Below are 19,846 nucleotides of genomic sequence, written 5' to 3' on the forward strand. Positions count from 1 at the left end.
GGCCCGCGGACGCCACGGCACCGCGGGCCCGCTCCCTGCTTCAAGGACGCCCCATGCACCGAGTACTCCTCGCGGGCGGGCCCACCTTCGTCCGAGATGCATACGCGCACGTCATCGCCGCGCCCTCCGCCTTTATCCCCCAGGATCAGACCGCCACCTTGACGGACGTTCTGGCCGGCCTGACCCGCGCATCGTGCGACATGCTGGTCATTGAGACCCGCGAACTCGCCAGTACTTCGCCGGGAGCGACTCAGGCAGCGCTGCTCCAAGCCGCCGGACTTGACCAAGCGTGTCCAAGGGCTGGAACGTTGACCTGTCAGCGACGTGTCAGCGCGGCCACAGAAGGGCACCACTTCACGGCTGCTCCAACTGGAACTGGTTTATTCAGTAGGTGAACGGAAGCGGACCGGTTCCTCCGTCGTAAGGGCTCGGCGGAGCCGGCCCGCCGACTGCTACGCCGAGGTTGCTGGGGCTCACACGTGCTTCCGGGCCGATCGCCTGCGGCCGGTGGACCCCGGGCTGCCGGCGGTCAGCGCGTCACCTCCACGACGTCCAGCACCAACCGAGATTCTTCAGCGGCAGCGCGGGTCGTCCCCCGAGGCGTACGTGAAGTTCGCGGCATCGGTCGCTGTGTGGCCGTCGCCGGCCCTACGCCGTGGCCGGCCTGGCCCGGGGCGAGCCCGTCGCCGGGATCGCACAGGTGCTGAGCCTGCGTATGACGTCGGGGTGATCGTCGCCGTGCTGTCTGTACACGGGCCGTGTGCTGTGTGCCTCGTCGGCGTTGCTCACGCGTCTGGCTCCTCGGGTGTCCCAATTCGGGTGCGCGACGAGGTTGTCACTTTGTCCAGAACGGGGCGGAGGACGCCGACCCAGGCCTGGTAGCCGGCGCCGTTGAGGTGCAGCCCGTCCTCCGTAAACGTACTCCTGAGCTGGCCGCGCTCGTCGGCCAGAGCCGGCCAGAGGTCGATGTAGATCGCGTCGGCACCGGCCGCGATCTCGCGGTAGTGCTTGTTCAGCTCGCACACCCGGGACGCGTACGCCCGCTGACGGGGCATCACGCTGTTGATCAGCAACGGCGCAGTCGGCGCCAACTCCCGAAGGTGGCCGACCAGGTGGCGCATCTGCTGCGCGATGTCCGCAACATTCCTCGAGGTGCCGAGGCCCGAGAGGTCGTTCGTGCCGATGAGCAACGAGATGGACGTCGGTTGGTTGACCGTGTGGTCCAGACGGGCCAGCACACCGTCGATGGTGTCGCTGCCGATGCCCCGGTTAAGGGTCGGCAGCTCGGGGAACCACTCGCTCCACACACCCTGTTCGGTGATGCTGTCGCCCAGGAACACCACGCGGTCGGCGGGTACTGGGAACTGCTCCAACTGGGTGCGCCGCATCTCCATGGCCTTGAGCAGCATGGGCCTGATGGCACGTAGGACGAGTCGATACAACATGGTGTGTTCTCCGTAGAAGGTCTGGTGCGGGTGCTGGAACGCCGCGTGGAGCGGCCCGTCCTGTTGGATCAGTGCGGAGCGATCGTCGGCAGAGCACGTCAGCGGTGTGCGACGAGCGGTACCGGACGCCACGGGGGCCGGCTGGGCGCTCCCGGGCGCAGTGCGAGCAATCTGCCGCTGCGGTCGGTCCGGGTCACGGCAGTGCACCGTACTTGCATGGCCCGGGCGGATGGGGGCGCCATCCACTTTCCGACCACTAGAACGGGGTGTCGTTTAACGGAACCATCTCAGAGTAGGTGACAGCGAGCAAGGACTTCCCCGTGCGAGGGCGGGTCAGGCGGCAGAAGTCTCGCGGGCGAGGGTGAGGATGGTATGCACCTCGCGCTCGAGGGCGGCCAGAGGAGTGCGGTATGCGAGCCCGGAGACGCTGACGGCGCCGCCGATGGTCAGACCGGGGCCGCGGCGGACGGCAACGGCCACGCAGTTGATCCCGACCTCGTTCTCCTGATTGTCGACCGCGTAGCCGAGTTCCCGGATTTTGGCGATCTCGGCGACGAACGCATCCGGGTCGGTGAGTGTGTGTTCGGTGCGGCGCGCGAGAGCGTGCGTGGTGGCCCAGGTGTGTGCTGCTTCATCGTCGGGCAACTGCGCAGCGAGCAGGACCTTGCCGATGCCGGTGCTGTGTGCGGGGTTGCGGCCGCCGATGGTCGAAGTCAGCCGCACGGCTCCTGCGGACGGGTCGACTTTCGCCTGGTAGACGATCTCGGCCCCGTCGAGGACCCCGTAGTGCGCGGTCTCACCGAAACTGTCGGCGAGGGCGCGCAGAAGTGGAAGTACCCGCATGTGTTGAGGTCGTGCCTCGTGGTGGGCGAAGGCCAGGCGCAAGAACTCGTCACCGAGGACGTAGCGCCCGACCCCCTCCTTCATCGCGAAGCCCGCGCGGGTGAGAGAGCCGAGGGCTCGATGCACCGTTGGCTTGGGGCTGCGCACCGCCCGGGCCAGCTCCTCGAGGCTTGCTCCGTTCGGCCGCTGTGCCAGCTCGATGAGCACCTGTAGAACACGGTCCGAGCCGACGAGGCGGTCGCGAGTGATCTTGTCCGGAATCGGAAGCTCAGACATGGCGCCGATGCTAGCAGTGCGTTCCGACTGGTGGAACGCGATTGCCCTGCTAGGCGGCTCCCGCTCGCCGCGGCCTGCGGGGCGGTGGTGGAGGCCTGCGGGCCTCTTGGTCTGAGAGCTGCCTGAAGGCCGTCGATGCCTCGATTTTCGGATCGCCTGGACGGTCGAAATGTACGAATGACGGGTCGCCGTGATTCCGACTATCAGAACGCTATGCTGAGATATGGAATACACGCTAGGCTGCGCCCTGTCTGGATCGCGTCGACACGACTGCCGATCAGGCGACACGCCGGCTCGATGGCGAACCGGCGCGCAGAGCCGCGCGCCTGACACTCGAGGAGTGACCTGTGATCCGAGAACCCTTCAACGAGGGATGGCGCGTCTCGCGCCTCACGTCCGTCTTCGAGCAGCTCGGAGGCGCTACCGATGTCGAGGAGGTGACCCTTCCTCACGACGTGATGCTCGCGGGCGGGCGCTCCGCCGAAGGCTCGGATGGCTCCCACACCGGGTACTTCCGGCCCGGCAGCTGGCAGTACGAGAAGTCGTTCGAAGTGCCCGGGGAGTGGGCGACCCGACGGGTGACGTTGGAGTTCGAAGGCGCCTACCGGGACGCGATGGTCTATATAAACGACGCCTTCGCGGGCCAGTGGGCCAACGGGTACTCGACGTTCCACATCCCGGCGGACCCCTTCCTGCGATACGGGGCCGTGAACACCGTCCGGGTGGAGGTCCAGGCGCACGAGGACTCACGCTGGTACAGCGGCGCGGGCCTGTACCGACCGGTGAACCTGCTCGTCGGCGACCTCGTCCACGTCACGCCCACGGGGCTGCGGATCAGCACCCCGGAGGTGGACGAGGAGATCGCCGTGGCCGCGGTGGCGACCGAGCTGGTGAACCAGGGCATCTCGACACGAACAGTGGAGGTCCTCCTCGAGGTCCGCGACGCGACGGGCGCGATCGTGGCCATGGACCACGCCCAGGCCACCGCGCTCGCCGGTGAGCGGGTGACGGTCCGGCAGCGCGCCTACATCAACCGCCCGGCCCTCTGGAGCGTCGACGAGCCGAACCTCTACTCGGCGACGGTGCGCCTGACCGACGGTGACACGCAGATCGACGAGGCGACATCCACGTTCGGCATCCGCACGCTGTCCCTGGACCCCGCACGGGGCCTGCGGATCAACGGCCGCACCGTGAAGCTGCGCGGAACCTGCATCCACCACGACAACGGCGTGCTGGGCGCGGCAGGATTCGCGCGAGCGGAGGAGCGCCGTGTCGCCCTGCTGAAGGACGCCGGCTTCAACGCGATCCGGTCCGCGCACAACCCGATCAGCACCGCACTGCTCGACGCCTGCGACCGCCTCGGCATGCTCGTCATGGACGAGACCTTCGACATCTGGACCCGGTCCAAGACCCACGACGACTACTCACGCCGGTTCCCGCTGTGGTGGGAGAAGGACGTCGACGCGCTCGTCGCGAAGGACTTCAACCACCCCAGCGTCATCTTCTACTCCGTCGGCAACGAGATCCCCGAGATCGGCACGCCACACGGGGCTCGCTGGGGACGACTGCTCGCCGAGCGGGTGCGCGCCCAGGACCCCACCCGGCTCGTTACCAATGCGATCAACGGCATGATGACAGTGTTTGAAAAGATCCCTGAGCTGATGGCGCAGGCGCAGGCTGCCGGTCTTGTGGCCGACGACGGTGGTTTCAACACGGCCCTCGGGCAGCTGAGCGGCTTGATGGCCGGGCTCATGACGCTGCCCGAGGTGGGCGAGCGGATCGCCGAGTCGGCCTCGGTGCTCGACGTCGTCGGCCTCAACTACGCGAGTTCGCGCTACCTGGCGGACAGGGAGGAGTTCCCGAACCGTATCGTGGTCGGCTCCGAGACCTTCCCCGCTGATATCGCAGACCTGTGGAGGCTCGTCACCGAGAACGCCCACGTCATCGGGGACTTCACCTGGACCGGGTGGGACTACCTGGGTGAGGCAGGCTTTGCTCGTCCTGTCTACCCGGGGCAGGACACCTCCTTCGCAGGGCCGTTCCCCTGGTTGACCGCTGACTGCGGGGACATCGACATCACCGGCCGGCGCCGCCCGATCTCCTATTACCGCGAGATCGTCTTCGGGCTGAGCCGGAAGCCGTACCTGGCGGTGCAGCGCCCGGAACACCACGACCACGCCCGTGACCCTCAGGCATGGAGCTGGACCGACTCGGTCGCCAGCTGGACCTGGGACGTTTCGGCAGGATCACCGGCCGTGGCGGAGGCGTACACGGATGCCGACGAGGTCGCGTTCGTGCTGAACGGCACTGAGGTCGCCCGCGTCGCCGTCGGCGAAAAGACCCCCTTCGTCGCTCGCGCCGAGGTGCCGTACGAGCCGGGCACCCTCGAGGCGGTGGCCTACCGTGACGGTGTGGAGGCGGGGAGTACCCGGCTGTGCACCGCATCGGACGCCACGCGGATGGACCTCACCTGCGACCGGGACACGATCAGCGCGGACCGGCAGGACCTCGCTTACCTGCGCATCGCTGTCGTGGACGAGCAGGGCACGGTGCGGCCGGTCGATGACCGGACGATCAGCGTGACGGTGTCCGGGCCCGCGACCCTGCAGGGTCTGGGCACGGCGCGCTCGGCGACGGAGGAGTCGTTTCTCGCTTCGTCCTGCACCACCTACCAGGGCGAGGCGCTGGCGGTCGTCCGGCCGACCGGGCTGCCGGGGACGATCACGGTGGCCGTCCGCGCCGAGGACCTGCCCGAAGCGACGTGCACCGTGGAGGTCGTCGTCGGCGACGAAGCCACATCGCCGACCACGGCTCGAACCACCGTCCAGGTAACTGGTTCCGCGCACTGACGCGCACGTCCCGGGCGTCGGACAGCGGGAAGCGGCCTCGTCTGCCACTGAGCTCTCTGACACCTGCAGGAGTTCCCTCACCACGAAGCTCATGCGACTCGGAGCACCGGGCGGCCGCCCCGCCTCCCACTCCACGCCGTTGTCGGCCACATGCCGGACCGAGTTCGACATCACACGGTGGAAAGCGGCATGGGTGAAGTTACCTTTGCTTCCTCGGATCCGGTCGTGTTGGTGTGACATGGCGTGGTCGACGGCGTTGCCGATGCCGTCGGTGCTGGTCTGTGCGCGGGTGGGATAGTCGGATAGTCCTGGTACTTCGTCTGCCGCCAGACGAGTTCCATGTCGTTGAGGGGCCTTGACCCAAGGCCGGGTAGTTAACGTTTTCGCAGGTCAGGCATGGCAGTTGAGGATGTTCGCGGTAACGAGCAACGGAGCTCGTTGGTACAGGCAGTCGACCAAGACAGCTTGTACGTGAGGAGCTCCGTTGTCGTTTCATCGTGCCCTGTCCGCCCCGGTGATGACCATCACCCGTTCGGTCACCGTCGCGGCGGGCCGTTTGCGCGTCCCGCACCCACCAGCCCACCGCCACCCCCGCCGAGGTGGTGGCCTGGATAAGCCGGCGATGTACTACTGCCCGGCGGCGACGATAGAGACCCCCTCACGCAGCGGCGTGACCGAGCGAGGTCGCCACTCCTCGACCCAGCGGACCGGCGGCGCCGGTTGCCAGGTCGGCGTCGGTGCGGTGACGGGAACGACCTGGACCGGTCGGCTCTCGACAGGTCGGACTGGCCGGAGATCTCGGCGAACTGGTTGGCCTCCGGCCAGAACCCCAGCCGTGGTTGAACGAGGTGCGCTGCATGGGGATGGTGCTCTCTTCTGGATCTGGGGTGTCTGGTGCTGGTGGGGTCGCGCGGTTCAACGCGAGACCGGTGGGTCGCCGAGTGGGGTGCCGCCAGGCCCGTCGGCGTAGCTGAGCCAGGGGAGGGAGGGCTCGCTGTCGTCACCGGGTCGCGTGAAGTCGCAGACGCCGTCGGGGAAAATCGAGCGCAGGGTGGCCCACTGGGCGTCGGTGAGCGGACGGCCGTAGGAGTCCCGTTCGAGCGGGATCAGCCGGCACTTCAGGACGTCGTCGGTGAATGGTGCGCCCGCGGCGATGCGTGGGTCGGCGTAGTAGGGGTAGGCGGTCCGGCACCGGTCGGTGTCGGTCACCCAGGCCGAGTTCACCAGGCAGGCGTCGACGGCGTCGCCGGGCCGATGCTCGATGACCTTGGCGGGCAGCGGATCGTCGGTGTCGTCGGCCTCGATGCCGGCCAGCCAGCGGTCCATCACGTCGAAGGCGCGCCAGTGGATGGCGGTGTTGTTGTCGCCGAGACCGTAGGTCCAGATCACCTGGTTGGCGTGGGACCCGTTGGCCTGGTCGAGCCGGGCGCGCATCGCGTGGCTGCGGAAGTCGTTGTGGATCTCGGTGTCGGAGGAGGCGCGCAGGTCGATGATCGGGACGCGGTCGAGCGCTCGGACGTCGTTGACGCCGGAGGACCGGTACGCGGCGCCGACTCCGGCAGCCTCGGCACGAGTGCGTTCGGGCTGCCAGTGCCGGTCGATGTCGTAGCTGCCGATGCGCTGGTTCAGGTCGACGAACTGCTGCGCGCTGATCCGGCCGGCCTCGAACGCTTTCAGGCCGTACTGGACGCCGGTGTTGTCGTAGGGGCGGTTGGCGAAACCATGACCGAGCCGTTGCTCGACCGGTCCCCAAACCTCGGCGGGCCGTTCCCCGAGCACTGCCCGTTCGTAGTCCTGCAGGGTGCAGCGGGCACCGTCGGGGTTCCGCTCGGGGTCGTAGACCCAGTCGGCTTCGCGCACTCGAGGGATCGTGTTCGGCGACGTCAGGCAGCCGATCCGGGGGTCGGCCGCGGTGTCGTCCATGTTGAACAACGTCTCCCACGCAAGGCAGGAGCTGGGTCGTTTGTGGCCGTTGACGGCGGCACGCTCGGCCGGATTTAGCCACGACAGAGCCGAGCGGGCGTAGTAGCGATCCAGCAGTGCGCAGTCGGTGATCTCGGTGGCCGTGGTCCACAGGTCCATGTAGCTGGCGTCGGGTATGAGACCGTCGATCAGCCCGGGATAGGCGTTGGCGATGGTGTGTTGCTGGACGGAGCCGCCGGACCCACCGAATCCGATGGTGTAACGGATAGCGCCGAACTCCTCGGCGAGGTGCTCCTTGAGCATCATCGTGGTCTCGGCTGAGGTGACCGTGTTCGTGTTCTGGCCGAACGTGTTCAGTGTCGCCGAGGCCACCGCGAACCCGCGGCCGAGCGCGTGCTCGTCCAGTACGTCCGCGGTGGGGGTGCCCTGGCGGTGGTTGGGGCCCAACCCGCCTTCGAACTTGTAGAACAGCTTGTGGTTCCACGGGCCGGGGTCGGTGGGTGTGGGATCGTGGCCGGGGTCGACCAGGACGGCGGTCTGGAAGATCGCCCGGTTCAGCGTCCCGGTCTCGCGCCGGACGACGTATGGCACGGTCTGACCCTGGTCGGTGGTGGTGGCGGCGATCGCGTCCCACCCAACGTCCGCAGTGTAGGCCCGCAGCGGCCCGCCGCTCGCGGGCTCATAGAAGTACTCGACCTTCGTGGGTGCGGAGCAGGCCTTGTCCTGTGCCGGGCCGAGGCCGGCGGCCTCGGTCTCGCAGGTCCACGGCGTCACCTGCGGACCGGAGAGGACCGGACCGCTGAGGGGATGGTTGCGCACCTCCAGCGAGGCGGTCTCCTCGCCGGCCTGCGCGGTCAACGTGGTGGTGCCGACGGGCAGTCCGTCGACCAGTCCGACGAGGCCGTCCTCGGCGGTTACGAAAGCGTCGGTGACGTCGTCCTCGCCGGCGTGGACGGTGACCGGGGTGTCCTGGTCGGAGGCGGGCGGTCGGACGCGGACGAGCACATCGCCGCCGGTGACCAGATCGGCTCGGGCGGAGACCGTCTCGATGACGAGCGGGTCGTCCGGATCGGAGGGCATCGGTGACGCCGATGCAGATGGGGCGATCGTCGCCGCGATCACCAGGGACGAGACCGCAGCCAGGGCACTGCGGCGGAGGACGGTGGGCATTATTGCGTCACCTCTCATGTCGGTTGTCGTGGTCGGTCAGGGGGAGGTTGGTGTGGATCCGGGTGCCTCCGGCGGTCACTGCGCCGGATCCAGGTGGATGGTGCGGGTCAAGGTGCGTATTGCTCTGCGGACACAGGGTTGAGGCCCCTGAACTGCGGAAGCGTAGGTCAGAGGCCTCAGTCGTGCGGGTAGTGCACTGCCGGTGAATGCGCTGGCAGCACGTACTCCGGGCTGATTGATCCCGTCGTTCCTGACTGCCCTTGGCCGATGTCATCCGTCGCGATCCGGCTGATCGAGACCATCGACTTCCGACATCTGGTACGTAAACGGCCTCGTAATCTCCGGTCGCCTCAAGGCGCCCTTGACGCTCCCGAGATAGCCCTTGGTGATGGCTTTGTCCTAGGTCAGGCGGTTGAGGCTCCACACGACGTCGTCGACTGTCAGCAGCGGGCCACGGACCTCGGAGGCAGTCGTCACGAAGTACGCTGCGTCAGCACGGCCCACATCCGCCGGACGTGGGCCGCCATGTCGACCGACCGGTCCTGCAGCCACTGGACCTGTATGCCGTCTGCCGCCGCGAACAAGGCGGATGCTGTGAACTCCGGATCGAGCGTCGAGGCGAGCTGACCTTCCGCCTGGCGGTCGCGGATCCACTCGGCCAGGACCCGGACCCCCATGGCGTAGCGTTCGCGCATGTACTCTGCGGCAGGATGTGCAGGGTTCGCCGCCTCCGCCAGCATGGCGACGTAGAGGTGGGCGCGCGCGGGTTCGGTCGCGTTCAGCGCCATGACGTCGGCCAGGTAGTCACCCGGCCTGAACGCCGCCCCCGCCTCGAAGAGCTCCTCGGCCACGTGGTCATCGATGTCTCTGAGCACAGCCAGCATGAGCTCGTCCCGGGTCGGGAAGTAGTGCATCAGGCCGGTGAGACTGAGGCCGCTCTCCTTCGCGATGGCGCGCAGTGAGGCCTTGTAGCCGTCACGGACGAGGACCTTCATGGTGGCCTCCAGCACCTCGCGCCGCTTCATCACGCCCTTGGCGTACGTCCCAGTCCGGGTCATGGTTTCAAGCCTAGACGTCGCAGTGACCACGGGTTGGGGGGCTGCCACCCCCCGTGCGGCACAGACGATTACGTCGTCGTGCTCTGTTACTGGTCTCCCTCTCGGTGGTCAGACGGCATTCGCACGTGCGACAGACGCGAAGACCTCGGCACTCGGCTTGGCAGTACGGGCGAAGGTCTCGCGGTCGACCGAGAACAGCCCGTACTGGACGTCGTAGCCAAAAGTCCACTCGTAGTTGTCGAGCAACGACCAGTGCAGATAGCCCAGGACCGGCACGCCCTCGTCCATCACCGCGCGAAGCCCGCGCAGTGCCGGCTCGATGAACGCGGCCCGAAGCGTGTCGTCCGAACTTCCCACGCCGTGCTCAGTGACCAGCACCGGCACCCCGGCCACCTCGTGGGCGTACCTCACGGCATTGGCGAGGGAGGGCGGCGCGAGAACGGTCCCCATGTGGCCCGTCGCTGCACCCTCGGGGGGTGGTACGACGCCGTTGCCGTCGAAAGGCACCTGTTCGTAGTTCTGGACACCGACGAACTCGTCCTCGCGGGCCAGCTCAAGCCAGTGCTGGTAGACCTCGGCGCGCTTGCGGTCGCGCACCGAGGGGTCGTCGCCGACCACCACGTCGTCCATGACGGCGAGCGAGAATCCGACCGGGAGGTCGGCGCGGCGGGCCTTGATCGCGGTCCGTGCGGCCCTGTGCCCGGCGGTCATGCCCTCGACGAAGCCCTGGATCTCCTCGGGCGCCACGATGAACGCAAGCCGGTATCTCGGCACCCCGGCGGCTTCGCTCGCCGCTGCGAAGGTCGCACGGGCGAGGTCGATAACGAAGTCGGGCAGGTCGGCCCAGGTCAGCAAATGCGCGAGGTTGGGCTCGTTCAGGGTGAGGGCATACGCCATCCGATCGCCGAAGCGCTCCACGACGCGGTCGCAGTAGCGGGCAAAGATCTCTGCCGCTGCAGGGTCGAGCCAGCTGCCGCGCTTGGCGAACCAGTGCGGGCACGTGAAGTGGTTGAGGGTGACGACAGGGGCGAGGCCGAGCTCGACACAGCGGTCCACGATGGCTTCGTAGTGGTCCAGCGCATCGTCGGAGAACTCGCCCTCCTCTGGTTCCACACGGGCCCACTCCACCGAGAACCGATAGGCGTTCAGCCCCATGTCCTTCGCCAGCTGGATGTCCTCCTTCCACAGCTCCCAGTTGTTGGCCGCCTTCCCGGAAGGCTGCGAGAAGATGGTGGGACTGACGTTCTCGACGAACCAGGTGTCGCTGTCGACGTTGTCGCCCTCGACCTGGTGACCGGCGTGCGCGACGCCCCACAGGAAGTCGGACGGGAAGGCCGACACCGCTTGGCCGTCCGTTTGTGCCGTGCTCGATGCGTTGCTGTTCATGGGTTCCTCTTCTCGTTCGTGGAGCTGATGGACGGGCCGCAGGTCTCTGGCGGCGCTGCTTGCTCAACCACGACCTGCCTCGGCGGCCGGGTCGGGAAGCAGGTGGTTCGCGGCTGCGACCGCGCCGTACCAACGCGCCGACGGCTTGACGCTGCGCTCCTGCGTCTGTCGGTCCACCGCGAGAAGCCCGAACTTGGGTCGGTAGCCGTCCCACCACTCGTAGTTGTCCATCAGGGTCCAGTGGATGTAGCCCGTGACCGGCAGACCGTCCTGGACCATGCGGTGCACGGCCAGCAGCGCCTCGTGGACGAACTCGATCCGCTCGGGATCGTTCTCGGTCCCGACGCCGTGCTCGGTGATGAGGAGCTCCTTGCCAGGGAACTGGGCCGCCATGCGGCGCGCCGTCACCTCGACTGCGGTGGGCGCCCACAGCCACCCCATCTGGGTTCGGCGCTCGCCGGTGGCAGACGAACCCTCCGACTCCATGGTGGCGCTGGTTCGACGCAGCAACGGCAGCAGGATGGCTTCGGTGAGGCGCCGGCTGCGCAGGACCAGTGCGGTCAGACCGCGGGCGGCGGCCGGGGCGTCGACGTCGAGCCGCGTGTAGGTCTGGATGCCGATGAAGTCGTCGTCGGCCGTCTCGGCCAGGAACCGGTCCTCGTGGAGCTCGCGCGCCCATGCCATGACGTGGGTCCCGCCTGCGTTGGACTGCCAGTCCTGCAAGGCATGTGCCATCCCGACCCGCGCATGGGGGAACGCCGCCCTGATCACCTCGCGAGCGGCGCGGTGCGTGCGGTTCACCGCGGCTGCAGCCATGTCGAAGGAGTCGAGGTCCTGCACGAAGGGCGGCGTGGGGAAGGTGCCCAGGTACGCCCGCGTGATGAGGTTGCCCGGCTCGTTGATGGTGCAGAAGTACGGGACGCGATCACCGATGCGCTCGACGACCTTTGCCGTGTACCGAGCGAAGTAGTCCGTGATGTCGCGGTTCAGCCAACCCCCGGCACGGGCTACCCAGGCAGGGAAGGTGAAGTGGTGCAGGGTGACCACGGGTGTCACGCCGACCTCGAGGCAGGCGTTCACCACGTCCGAGTAGTGGTTGAGGGCGGCATCGTCGAACTCACCGGACCGCGGCTCGATCCTGGCCCACTCCACAGAGAATCGGTACGTGTTCAGCCCCAGCTCGGCCAGCAGGGAGATGTCCTGCCGGTAGCGATTCCAGTGGTCGCACGCGATGCCACTGCGGTCCGCCACGCGTACAGGCGCCGCGGGGTCTGTCTCCCACTCCCAGAAGTCGCTGTGGATGTTGTTCCCCTCGACCTGGTGGGCGGCGGTCGCGGCACCCCAGAGGAAGCCGTCGGGGAAAGTCAGCTTGGTCATCGTCTTCTCCGGGTCCTCGTGGCGTTCGTGGTCTTCGTTCTCGTCGACGTGTCCCGGTCGTGTGCGGTGGGTGGTGCGGTCACTGGCCGCCACGCTCGATGAGCCAGTCAGCCATGCGATCCAGCGTGTTCCGCCCGGGATCCGTGAACGGCTCGTTGAGGCAGCCATGCGGCGCGTCGAGCTCGAGGTGGACGGTGACATCGACGCCACTGGAAGCCAGCTGTTCGGCGTACGCTTCACCGGAGCTCCGAAGCGTGTCGATCTCGCAGTTCAGGATGAGCGTCGGGGGTACTCCGGACACGTCGCCGTTGGCCGCAAAGGCGTACGGATCAGCGAGCGCGCTCACCTCTCCGACGTGGTGCAGCGCCATGTCGGCGAACCACTCCGGCGAGAAGTACACCGCGCCGGCCGCCGACCGAACGGCTCCGACCAACGCAGGATCCAGGGACGGCAGCTCAGGATGCACCGCCGGGTAGGCCAGCACCATGGAAGCGGGGATGGGACCTTCGCCGTCGCGAAGTCGCTTGGCCACGCCGGCAGCGAGATTACCTCCAGCGCTTGCTCCGCCCAGGTGCAGCTGGTCGGAGGTGACGCCCCAGGCGGTCGAGTGCTTGGCGGCCCAGTGCCATCCGGCCATGACGTCATCCGCGGACGCTGGAGCGTGGACCCCGGCGAGTGACTTGCGGTAGTCCAGCGACAGCACCGGGACGCCGCGTGCGGCCAAGGCCAGGCCGACCCAGTGAGCCTCGGCCATGTCGAGCGTTCCCAACACGTAGGCACCGCCGTGCACCCAGACCAACGCGCTACCGCTCGGAGGTACCCCAGGAGCCCGGTAGAGCCGAGCCGGGACACGTCCGGCTGGGCCGTTGACGACAGGCTTTGACACCTCGACGGCCCTCAGCTCGGGGGAGTGGGCCAGCAACTCCTCGTCAGGAAGACGCAGGTCCGGGAGTCCGCCGCTGACCTCGAGCATGCGCACGAGGTCGGGGACGTCCGGCAGGTCACCTTCTGCGAGCCGTTGCATGACCGCCCTCTGGGCAGAGGACGGAAGCGCGCGCACCAACCGGACGACGAGGCCCAACACAGTTGCGCTGCGTCGGGCCGGACGCAGCTCCCGGCGCACAAAAGGAGGAACGGTCATTCGACGACCTCCGGTAGAGGACGCGTCGTCAAGCACTGCGCACGTCGCGGTGCCTGCGAACGGTTGCCGCGGCTCATGCCTGGAGCTGGTTGCGGTCGAGGATCGCGCGCAGCTCGCGCTCGAGCTGCGGCGCCTGGTCCGGTGCGAACGCGACAACGTCCGACAGCGGCGAGTCGCCGAGGAGGTTGAGGGCCGCGTCCACCGACACGTCAGGGAAGTAGCGCACCAGCAGGTCCGCCACCGCCGGGCCCACCACCGCGTCGCCATGGACGTCGCGGAACGACGAGTCGAGGGTGTGGGTGCTGGCGACACCGAACCCGGAAGGCAGCTCGTACTCCCAGCTGTGGTCCCCGGCCCCCACCTCCTCGGTCCGCTCAGCAGGGTCGACAGGGAGGACGACGGTCGCCGACGTGCCGGCGGGCACGCGCACGTCGACGCGCATGCGCCCGTCGGCGATCCGCCACTCGCAGCTGACCCGCCCGTGCACGGTGTCGTGGGCCACGCGTGCCGAGGTCAGTCCGCCGCCGGGCTGGGGTGCGATCCGCAGGCGTCGCCAGCCCGCCTCGAGACGCTGTAGTCCGCCCACCACTCGGTGCAGCCAGTCGGCGACCGCTCCGAGCGCGTAGTGGTTGAGGGAGGTCATGCCGGTCGAGTTGAGCGTGCCGTCGGGGTGGACGGCGTCCCAGCGTTCCCAGATCGTGGTCGCGCCCTGCGTCAGCGGGTAGAGGAAGGAGGGGCACTTCTCCTGCAGGAGCAGTTGGTACGCCGTGCTCAGGTGTCCGGTGCTGCTGAGAGCCTCGGTGAGCAGGGGAGTGCCGGCGAAGCCCGTCTGGATGGTGTGGCCGTCGCGCTCGACCAGATGAGCCAGCCGGTCCCCCGCACGTGATCGTTGGTCGTCGTCGAGGAGATCCATCACGATGGCGAGGGCGTAGGCGGTGGCCGACTCGCTGACGAGTCGGCCGGACGGCGCGACGTACTCACGCCGGAAGGCGTCCAGGATCCGACCGTGCAGCTCGTGAAAGTGTTCGGCGTCGGCCGACTCGCCGAGGAGGTCGGCCGTCTGGGCCATCTGGGAGGTCGTCTGGCAGAAGTACGCCTGGGCGACGAGGTAGCGGTCGGTGCGTCCGCCAGCGGGGTTGTCAGCAGGGGCGCTGGGGTCGAGCCAGTCACCGAACTGGAACCCGGTGCTCCACAGGGACGTGTTGTCGAGGAGGCCCTCGACCTGGCGGACGAACGCTGTCATGGACGGGTAGGCAGCGCGGAGGATCGCCGGGTCGCCGTACTCCTGGTAGAGCTGCCACGGCAGGTTCACCGCAACGTCGCTCCACAGGGCCGTGGCCGTGTTCGCGGCCATCTGGAGGTCGGGGACGACCCACGGGACGGTGCCGGTATCGGCCTGCTCCACGGCTAGGTCGCGCAACCACGAGCCGAGGACGTCGCGCACGTCGTAGAGGAAGACGGCGGTAGGGGCGAAGGCGTTGAGGTCTCCGGTCCAGCCCAGCCGCTCGTCGCGCTGCGGGCAGTCGGTCGGGATCCCCACGAAGTTGCCGCGCATGGACCAGACGGTGTTCGCGTGGAGCTTGGTCACGAGAGCCGACGACGTCTCGAACCACCCCGTGCGCGCCATCTCGGAGTGGACGACCACGGCGCCGACGTCGTCGGCGGTGACCTCGCCCGGCCAGCCCTCGACCTCGACGAATCGGAAGCCGTGGAAGGTGAAGTCCGGCTCCCACGTCTCAGGCCCGCCCCCACGCAGGACGTAGCGGTCGGTCGCCTCGGCCGTGCGGTTGGTCTCGCGCTCGAGCTCTCCGTCGGGAGTGAGGAGCTCGGCGTGCCGCACCGTCACCGTGGTGCCGCTCGGGCCGGTGACACGAAGACGGACCCAGCCGGTGATCACCTGACCAAAGTCGAGGACGTGCGTTCCCTCGGCGGTCCGCCTGATCTCGACCGGTGCGAGCTCCTCGTGGCGGCGGATCGGGGGCGCGATCGGCTCGCGCAGGGTCCCCAGGTCCCACTCGTAGGGGTCGGCGGGTGACCAGTGGGCATCATCGAAACCGGCCTGGGTCCAGCCATCGGGCTCGAGCGTGGCGTCAAAGGTCTCTCCTGCGTAGAGGCCGTTGCCGCGGACGCCGCCGGCCCCGACGCGGAACCGGTCGTCGGTGGCGATCACCTCGGTGTGATCGGCGTACTCGAGCTCCAGCTGGGCGAATAGTGCCGGCCGGTCCGAGTAGTTCGTCCGTCTGTTCTCCCAGGTCAGCGCGCCGGATGCCCAGCCCTCGCCGACGATCGCGCCCAGAGCGTTGGGTCCGGCGACGAGGAGGTCGGTGACGTCGTACGACCGGGCGTCGACGTGGTGCCGGTAGGAGGTCCAGCCGGGGGAGAGGACGTCGTCGCCGACGCGAAGGCCGTTGAGGCGGGTGACGACGATCCCCAGTGCCGTCACCGTCAGCCTGGCCCGGCGAGGCAGCTCGGCGAGGATGAACTCACGCCGGAAGTAGGTCGCCGGGTCGCCGGCCGCGGTCGGCTCAGCTCCACTGATGAACGTGCCCTGCCAGTGTGTCTTCACAGGTTTCTCTGCCTCTCGTGTGCTGCGGGCCGGGCCGCGGTCAACGGATGTCATCGCTGATGTACCGGACAGTGAGGGCGCCGAACGTGACCGAGATCGCCATCAGGATGAACAAGGAGCGGAACGACCCGGTCGCAGCGACTAGGCCGCCGGCGATTGCGGGCCCGAGGATGTTCGGGAGCGTGTTGGCGATGTTGATGAGTCCCAGGTCGGCCCCGGCGTTGTCCTTGTTGGGCAGGACGAGCGCCACCAGCGCCTGGTCGACCGACAGGTAGGTCCCCAGCGCCAGGCCGAGGATCGCTGCCGACACGTACATGCCGGTCATCGTCGGGAGGAAGAAGAGGACGAGGGCCGCCGGGACGAACAGGAGGCTGGAGATCACGACGAAGATCTTGAGCCGAGCGAAGCGGTCCGCGAGGTAGCCGCCGAGGGCTGCGGAGATCAGGGTGAAGACACCGTTGACGGCAGAGATGGAGACCAGCGCCTTCGCCGCGTCTTCGGTGGAACCGTCGCCGACCCCGATGTAGTCGCGGAGCATGAACAGGAGGAAGCCGAGGACGGCCTGGGCGCCGAACAGGATGAGGAACCGTCCCGCTGCAGCCATGTAGAAGTCGCGCGCGGTGCCCCACGGCGGCAGGTGACGCTTCCGGCTGGCGGACGGGGACGGTGCCTCGACTGCCTGCTCGCTCCGCCCGCGCGATGGGTCGTGGGCCAGGAAGGCGAAGGCTGCTGAGGTGCTGAGGAACACCAGCAGCACCGACACGTAGCCGACGAAGATGCTGTTGGATCCCGCCAGGGCGACCCCGGTGAGCATGCCGAGGATCTGGGCCACTCCAAGGAGTCCGGACATCGAGCCCCGCCGGGACACCGGTACCCGCTCGGGCAGTGCGGTGGACAAAGCGAGCGCCACCGCACCGGTGGCAACGTTCGCGACCGCGAAGAGCACCCCGACCAGGACGATGTTGGAGGAGACCGCTGTCGCCATGATGAGGGGCGCAGCAGCAGCCGCGCCGCCGATCACCCACGTGTTCCGTCGGCCCAGCCATCGACCCGCGCTGCGATCGCACAGCGCGCCCCACACGGGTTGAGAAATAAGGCTTGCCACTCCTGCGAGGGCCAGGATGGTGCCGAGCACGCCGACGGAGTCAGCGTTGGAGTACTGCAAGGACACCTGCCGACCGAGCAGGGCTCCTCCCACGGCGCCCGTCATGACGAAGAACCCGAAGATGCTCAGCGGCATGAGGAACCAGAGGCGTCGCGACATCTCACGGGGTGAGTCCGCTGACGGACCCGTGACGAGGTCGTCCGAGGTCGGCGTGACAGGAATCGTCATCGGGTCGCTCTCCTGTCAGATGACTTCGTCGTGGCGCGTGACCTGTTCTCGGCGCCGGCGCCAGCCAGGGCGCGCGCGACGTGGGGTCGCAGGACGTCGACCCAGGCGGCGTAACCGGCGCCGTTCAGGTGAACACGGACGCCTTCCTCGGTGAGCTCTTTGCGGAGCCTGCCGTCCTCGTCTGCCAGGGCTGGCCAGAGGTCGAGGTACTCCACGTCGTCATTGGCCTCGGCCACCAGGGCCTGATAAGCGCGGTTGAGCAGATGGAGGTCCTCGCGGTAGCGCGGCGTCCGAGGCATGACGCTCTGCACGACGACCCTCGTCCCGGGCGCACGTCGCTCGATCTCCGCGAGCAGTGCGCGTACGTTGCTGATGATCTCGCGCAGCGACACGCCGAGCGTCAGGTCATTCGTCCCGATGAGGAGGAAGACGGCCGCCGGCCGGCCGATGGCCGTGTCGAGCCGACGGAGGAGGTCTGCCGAGGTCTCCCCACCGATGCCGCGATTGAGCACAGGCATCCCGGCGAACCACTCCTGCCAGATCCCCTGTTCCGTGATGCTGTCGCCGAGCATCACGACCTGGCCGGCGGGGGTGGGGAACTGGGCGAACTGGGATGCCCGCGAGACCTGACCGGGCTTCATCATCTTCTTCGTGGGGGCCGGGAGCAGCGCCTCGATCAGGAGTCGGCGGGCCAGGTCCGGCGCGAACCGCGCAGTGAGGGCGTCGTCGGACGCTCTCCTGGTTCGGGGAGTGTCGTGGGTCATGGACGCCTCTTCGGAAGGGAGATGGACGTCACAAACAGTACGGAGCACGGTTTTGACAGGTCAAGGGTTCGGCCAGAAACATATCTGACAAGTAAGAATGCACTTGATAGTGCTATGGTGCGCGCCACCCCCGGCGCCGCCCAGATCGCTGGCAGTGCCAGCCGTCCCAACCCTCGACGTCGGAGCCGGTAGTGTCGACGAGGATCGCATCGTCCGGATCACCTCGTGGCCGTGGTCCTGCGGGTGCGCGAGTTCGCCTACCTGCTCGCCGACGCCCGTGGGCTGCCGATCGTCGGTCTCATCGTGTTCGCCCTCATCACCGTCTACACCCTCGTGATGACAGGCATGGCGGTCGGGCGCCAACTGCACGCCATCGGCGGGAACGTCGACGCCGCCACGAGGTCGGGCGCTCACACCAAGCGCGTCGACTTCCTCGTGATGGCCAACATGGGTCTGCTGGCGTGGCTGGCCGGCCTGGTCGCGACCGCGAACTCGGGAGCCGGCGTCAACTTCGAGCTCGACGCCATCGCCGCTGCGTTCATCGGCGGCGCGGCCGTCACTGGGGGCGTGGGCGCGGTGGTGGGCGCCATCATCGGCGGGCTGGCCATCGGCATCCTGAACAATGGGATGTCGCTGATGGGCGTCAGCATCGACTGGCAGTAGGCCATTAAGGGGCTCGTCCTGCTCGCCGCCGTCGCCTTCGACGTGGAACAAGAAGCAGGTGGGCACGACAGGTGGATCCGGCGCCACAACGGACACGCCGCCGCCTGAGCTCGCACCGGTCGAGGACGTCGACGAGGTCGCAGTGGGGGTCTCGGTCTCCGGCTGTGGCCCGTCGCGTCAGGCGGAGGCGGTTATGCCGTCGTCCTGACGGCCGCCGCCCCGATTCGCGGCGAGCGCGACGTGGAGGTCGCGTGCGGTGGAGTTCAAGTGGGCCCGCATCGCCTCGCCCGCCGCCTCGTCGTCGCGGTCCCGGACCGCGTCAAGGACGGCTCGGTGCTGGTCGACGACCCGACGGAGATCCTCGCCGCTGCGCCGGTGGCCCCGGTAGGACTCGCGGCGACTCTGCATGAGGGGCTCGGCGAGCTCCGCGATGATCTGCCGCACCATGCTGTTCCCGCTGGCGTCGGCGAGTGCCTCGTGGAAGCGCACGTCCGCGGCGTGGAAGGCCTGCTCGTCCGTGAGGGCGGCGTCCATCTCGCGCACGGCCTCTGCCATGGCAGCGAGGTGGTCCTTGGTCGCAGCCGCACACGCGAGCCGCGCCGCGTGCACCTCCAGCGCCATGCGGACCTCGAGTAGCTCCAGCAGCGCCTGGCGGTCGCGCCGTACGGCTCCGCTGAAGTAGTCGGACAGGAGCGAGCCGTTCGGCTGGAGGACCAGGGGTCGGCGGCCCTGACGGACCTCCAAGTACCCCTTGGCGACCAGGGATCGCGTGGCCTCCCTGATCGTGAGCCGGCTCACCCCGACCATGGCGGCCAGCTTCGCCTCCGAGGGAAGGAAGTCCCCGGGGCGCAGGTCCTCGAGCGTGAGCTTCTCGAGGGCAGCCAGCGCCTGCTCGATCGCCGACGTGTCCGAGAGCCGAGTGGTGGTTCCGTCGTCGAGGTGTCCCTGTGTCACCACCTCACGCTAGCAGTCAGACATGTCAGCGCTGACCGTTCATGCCGAGAAAAGGTATCTGATAAGTTTGGGACGTTCGTTGTCGAACCGACAAAAGA

The 19,846-nt window shown here is 68.2% G+C and carries 13 protein-coding genes; 2 read left to right on the top strand and 11 right to left on the bottom strand.

Features of this window, described 5'->3' with window-relative positions; genetic code table 11:
- Positions 1 to 785: 785 nt before the first annotated feature.
- Positions 786 to 1,409, bottom strand: a complete 624-nt coding sequence (locus tag ACZ32T_RS20525; RefSeq protein WP_467266966.1) for a GDSL-type esterase/lipase family protein — start codon at positions 1,407 to 1,409, stop codon at positions 786 to 788.
- A 369-nt stretch (positions 1,410 to 1,778) separates the two neighbouring features.
- Positions 1,779 to 2,564 (bottom strand): IclR family transcriptional regulator, encoded by a 786-nt coding sequence (locus ACZ32T_RS20530; protein WP_467266967.1) that lies wholly within the window; start codon positions 2,562 to 2,564, stop codon positions 1,779 to 1,781.
- A 347-nt stretch (positions 2,565 to 2,911) separates the two neighbouring features.
- On the opposite strand from ACZ32T_RS20530, the gene ACZ32T_RS20535 reads away from it, so the two are divergent.
- On the top strand, positions 2,912 to 5,413 hold the full coding sequence (locus tag ACZ32T_RS20535; RefSeq protein WP_467266969.1) for a glycoside hydrolase family 2 TIM barrel-domain containing protein: 2,502 nt from the start codon (positions 2,912 to 2,914) through the stop codon (positions 5,411 to 5,413).
- Between the two features lie 915 nt (positions 5,414 to 6,328).
- On the opposite strand, the gene ACZ32T_RS20540 is transcribed toward ACZ32T_RS20535, so the two are convergent.
- From ACZ32T_RS20540 to ACZ32T_RS20575, 8 genes are all read right to left on the bottom strand, one after another.
- Positions 6,329 to 8,506, bottom strand: a complete 2,178-nt coding sequence (locus ACZ32T_RS20540) for a DUF6351 family protein (RefSeq protein ID WP_467368164.1) — start codon at positions 8,504 to 8,506, stop codon at positions 6,329 to 6,331.
- Positions 8,507 to 8,979: 473 nt separating this feature from the next.
- On the bottom strand, positions 8,980 to 9,564 hold the full coding sequence (locus ACZ32T_RS20545) for a TetR/AcrR family transcriptional regulator (RefSeq protein WP_467266974.1): 585 nt from the start codon (positions 9,562 to 9,564) through the stop codon (positions 8,980 to 8,982).
- Positions 9,565 to 9,672: 108 nt separating this feature from the next.
- Positions 9,673 to 10,950, bottom strand: coding sequence for a glycoside hydrolase family 1 protein (locus ACZ32T_RS20550; RefSeq protein WP_467266975.1), 1,278 nt, complete (start codon positions 10,948 to 10,950; stop codon positions 9,673 to 9,675).
- 63 nt (positions 10,951 to 11,013) lie between these two features.
- The gene (locus ACZ32T_RS20555; RefSeq protein ID WP_467266977.1) at positions 11,014 to 12,327 is read right to left on the bottom strand and encodes a glycoside hydrolase family 1 protein; all 1,314 of its coding nucleotides are present in this window, start codon (positions 12,325 to 12,327) and stop codon (positions 11,014 to 11,016) included.
- Between the two features lie 79 nt (positions 12,328 to 12,406).
- Positions 12,407 to 13,468 carry an alpha/beta hydrolase gene (locus ACZ32T_RS20560; protein WP_467368165.1) on the bottom strand — a complete coding sequence of 354 codons (1,062 nt, stop codon included), beginning with the start codon at positions 13,466 to 13,468 and terminating at the stop codon, positions 12,407 to 12,409.
- A gap of 73 nt (positions 13,469 to 13,541) precedes the next feature.
- Positions 13,542 to 16,034, bottom strand: coding sequence for a glycoside hydrolase family 78 protein (locus ACZ32T_RS20565; protein ID WP_467368167.1), 2,493 nt, complete (start codon positions 16,032 to 16,034; stop codon positions 13,542 to 13,544).
- Positions 16,035 to 16,074: 40 nt separating this feature from the next.
- Entirely contained in the window at positions 16,075 to 17,367 is a 1,293-nt protein-coding gene (locus ACZ32T_RS20570; protein WP_467266982.1) for an MFS transporter, read from the bottom strand.
- Positions 17,364 to 18,131 (bottom strand): GDSL-type esterase/lipase family protein, encoded by a 768-nt coding sequence (locus tag ACZ32T_RS20575; RefSeq protein WP_467266984.1) that lies wholly within the window; start codon positions 18,129 to 18,131, stop codon positions 17,364 to 17,366. The genes ACZ32T_RS20570 and ACZ32T_RS20575 overlap by 4 nt, the downstream gene beginning before the upstream one ends.
- A 225-nt stretch (positions 18,132 to 18,356) precedes the next feature.
- Between ACZ32T_RS20575 and ACZ32T_RS20580 the strand changes: the two genes are divergently transcribed.
- On the top strand, positions 18,357 to 18,794 hold the full coding sequence (locus tag ACZ32T_RS20580; protein ID WP_467266987.1) for an ABC transporter permease subunit: 438 nt from the start codon (positions 18,357 to 18,359) through the stop codon (positions 18,792 to 18,794).
- 177 nt (positions 18,795 to 18,971) lie between these two features.
- Here the strand turns inward: ACZ32T_RS20580 and ACZ32T_RS20585 are convergent, their stop codons facing one another.
- The gene (locus ACZ32T_RS20585) at positions 18,972 to 19,748 is read right to left on the bottom strand and encodes a FadR/GntR family transcriptional regulator (RefSeq protein ID WP_467266988.1); all 777 of its coding nucleotides are present in this window, start codon (positions 19,746 to 19,748) and stop codon (positions 18,972 to 18,974) included.
- Positions 19,749 to 19,846 lie beyond the last annotated feature (98 nt).

This window comes from Streptomyces sp. NPDC023573, from assembly GCF_055559735.1.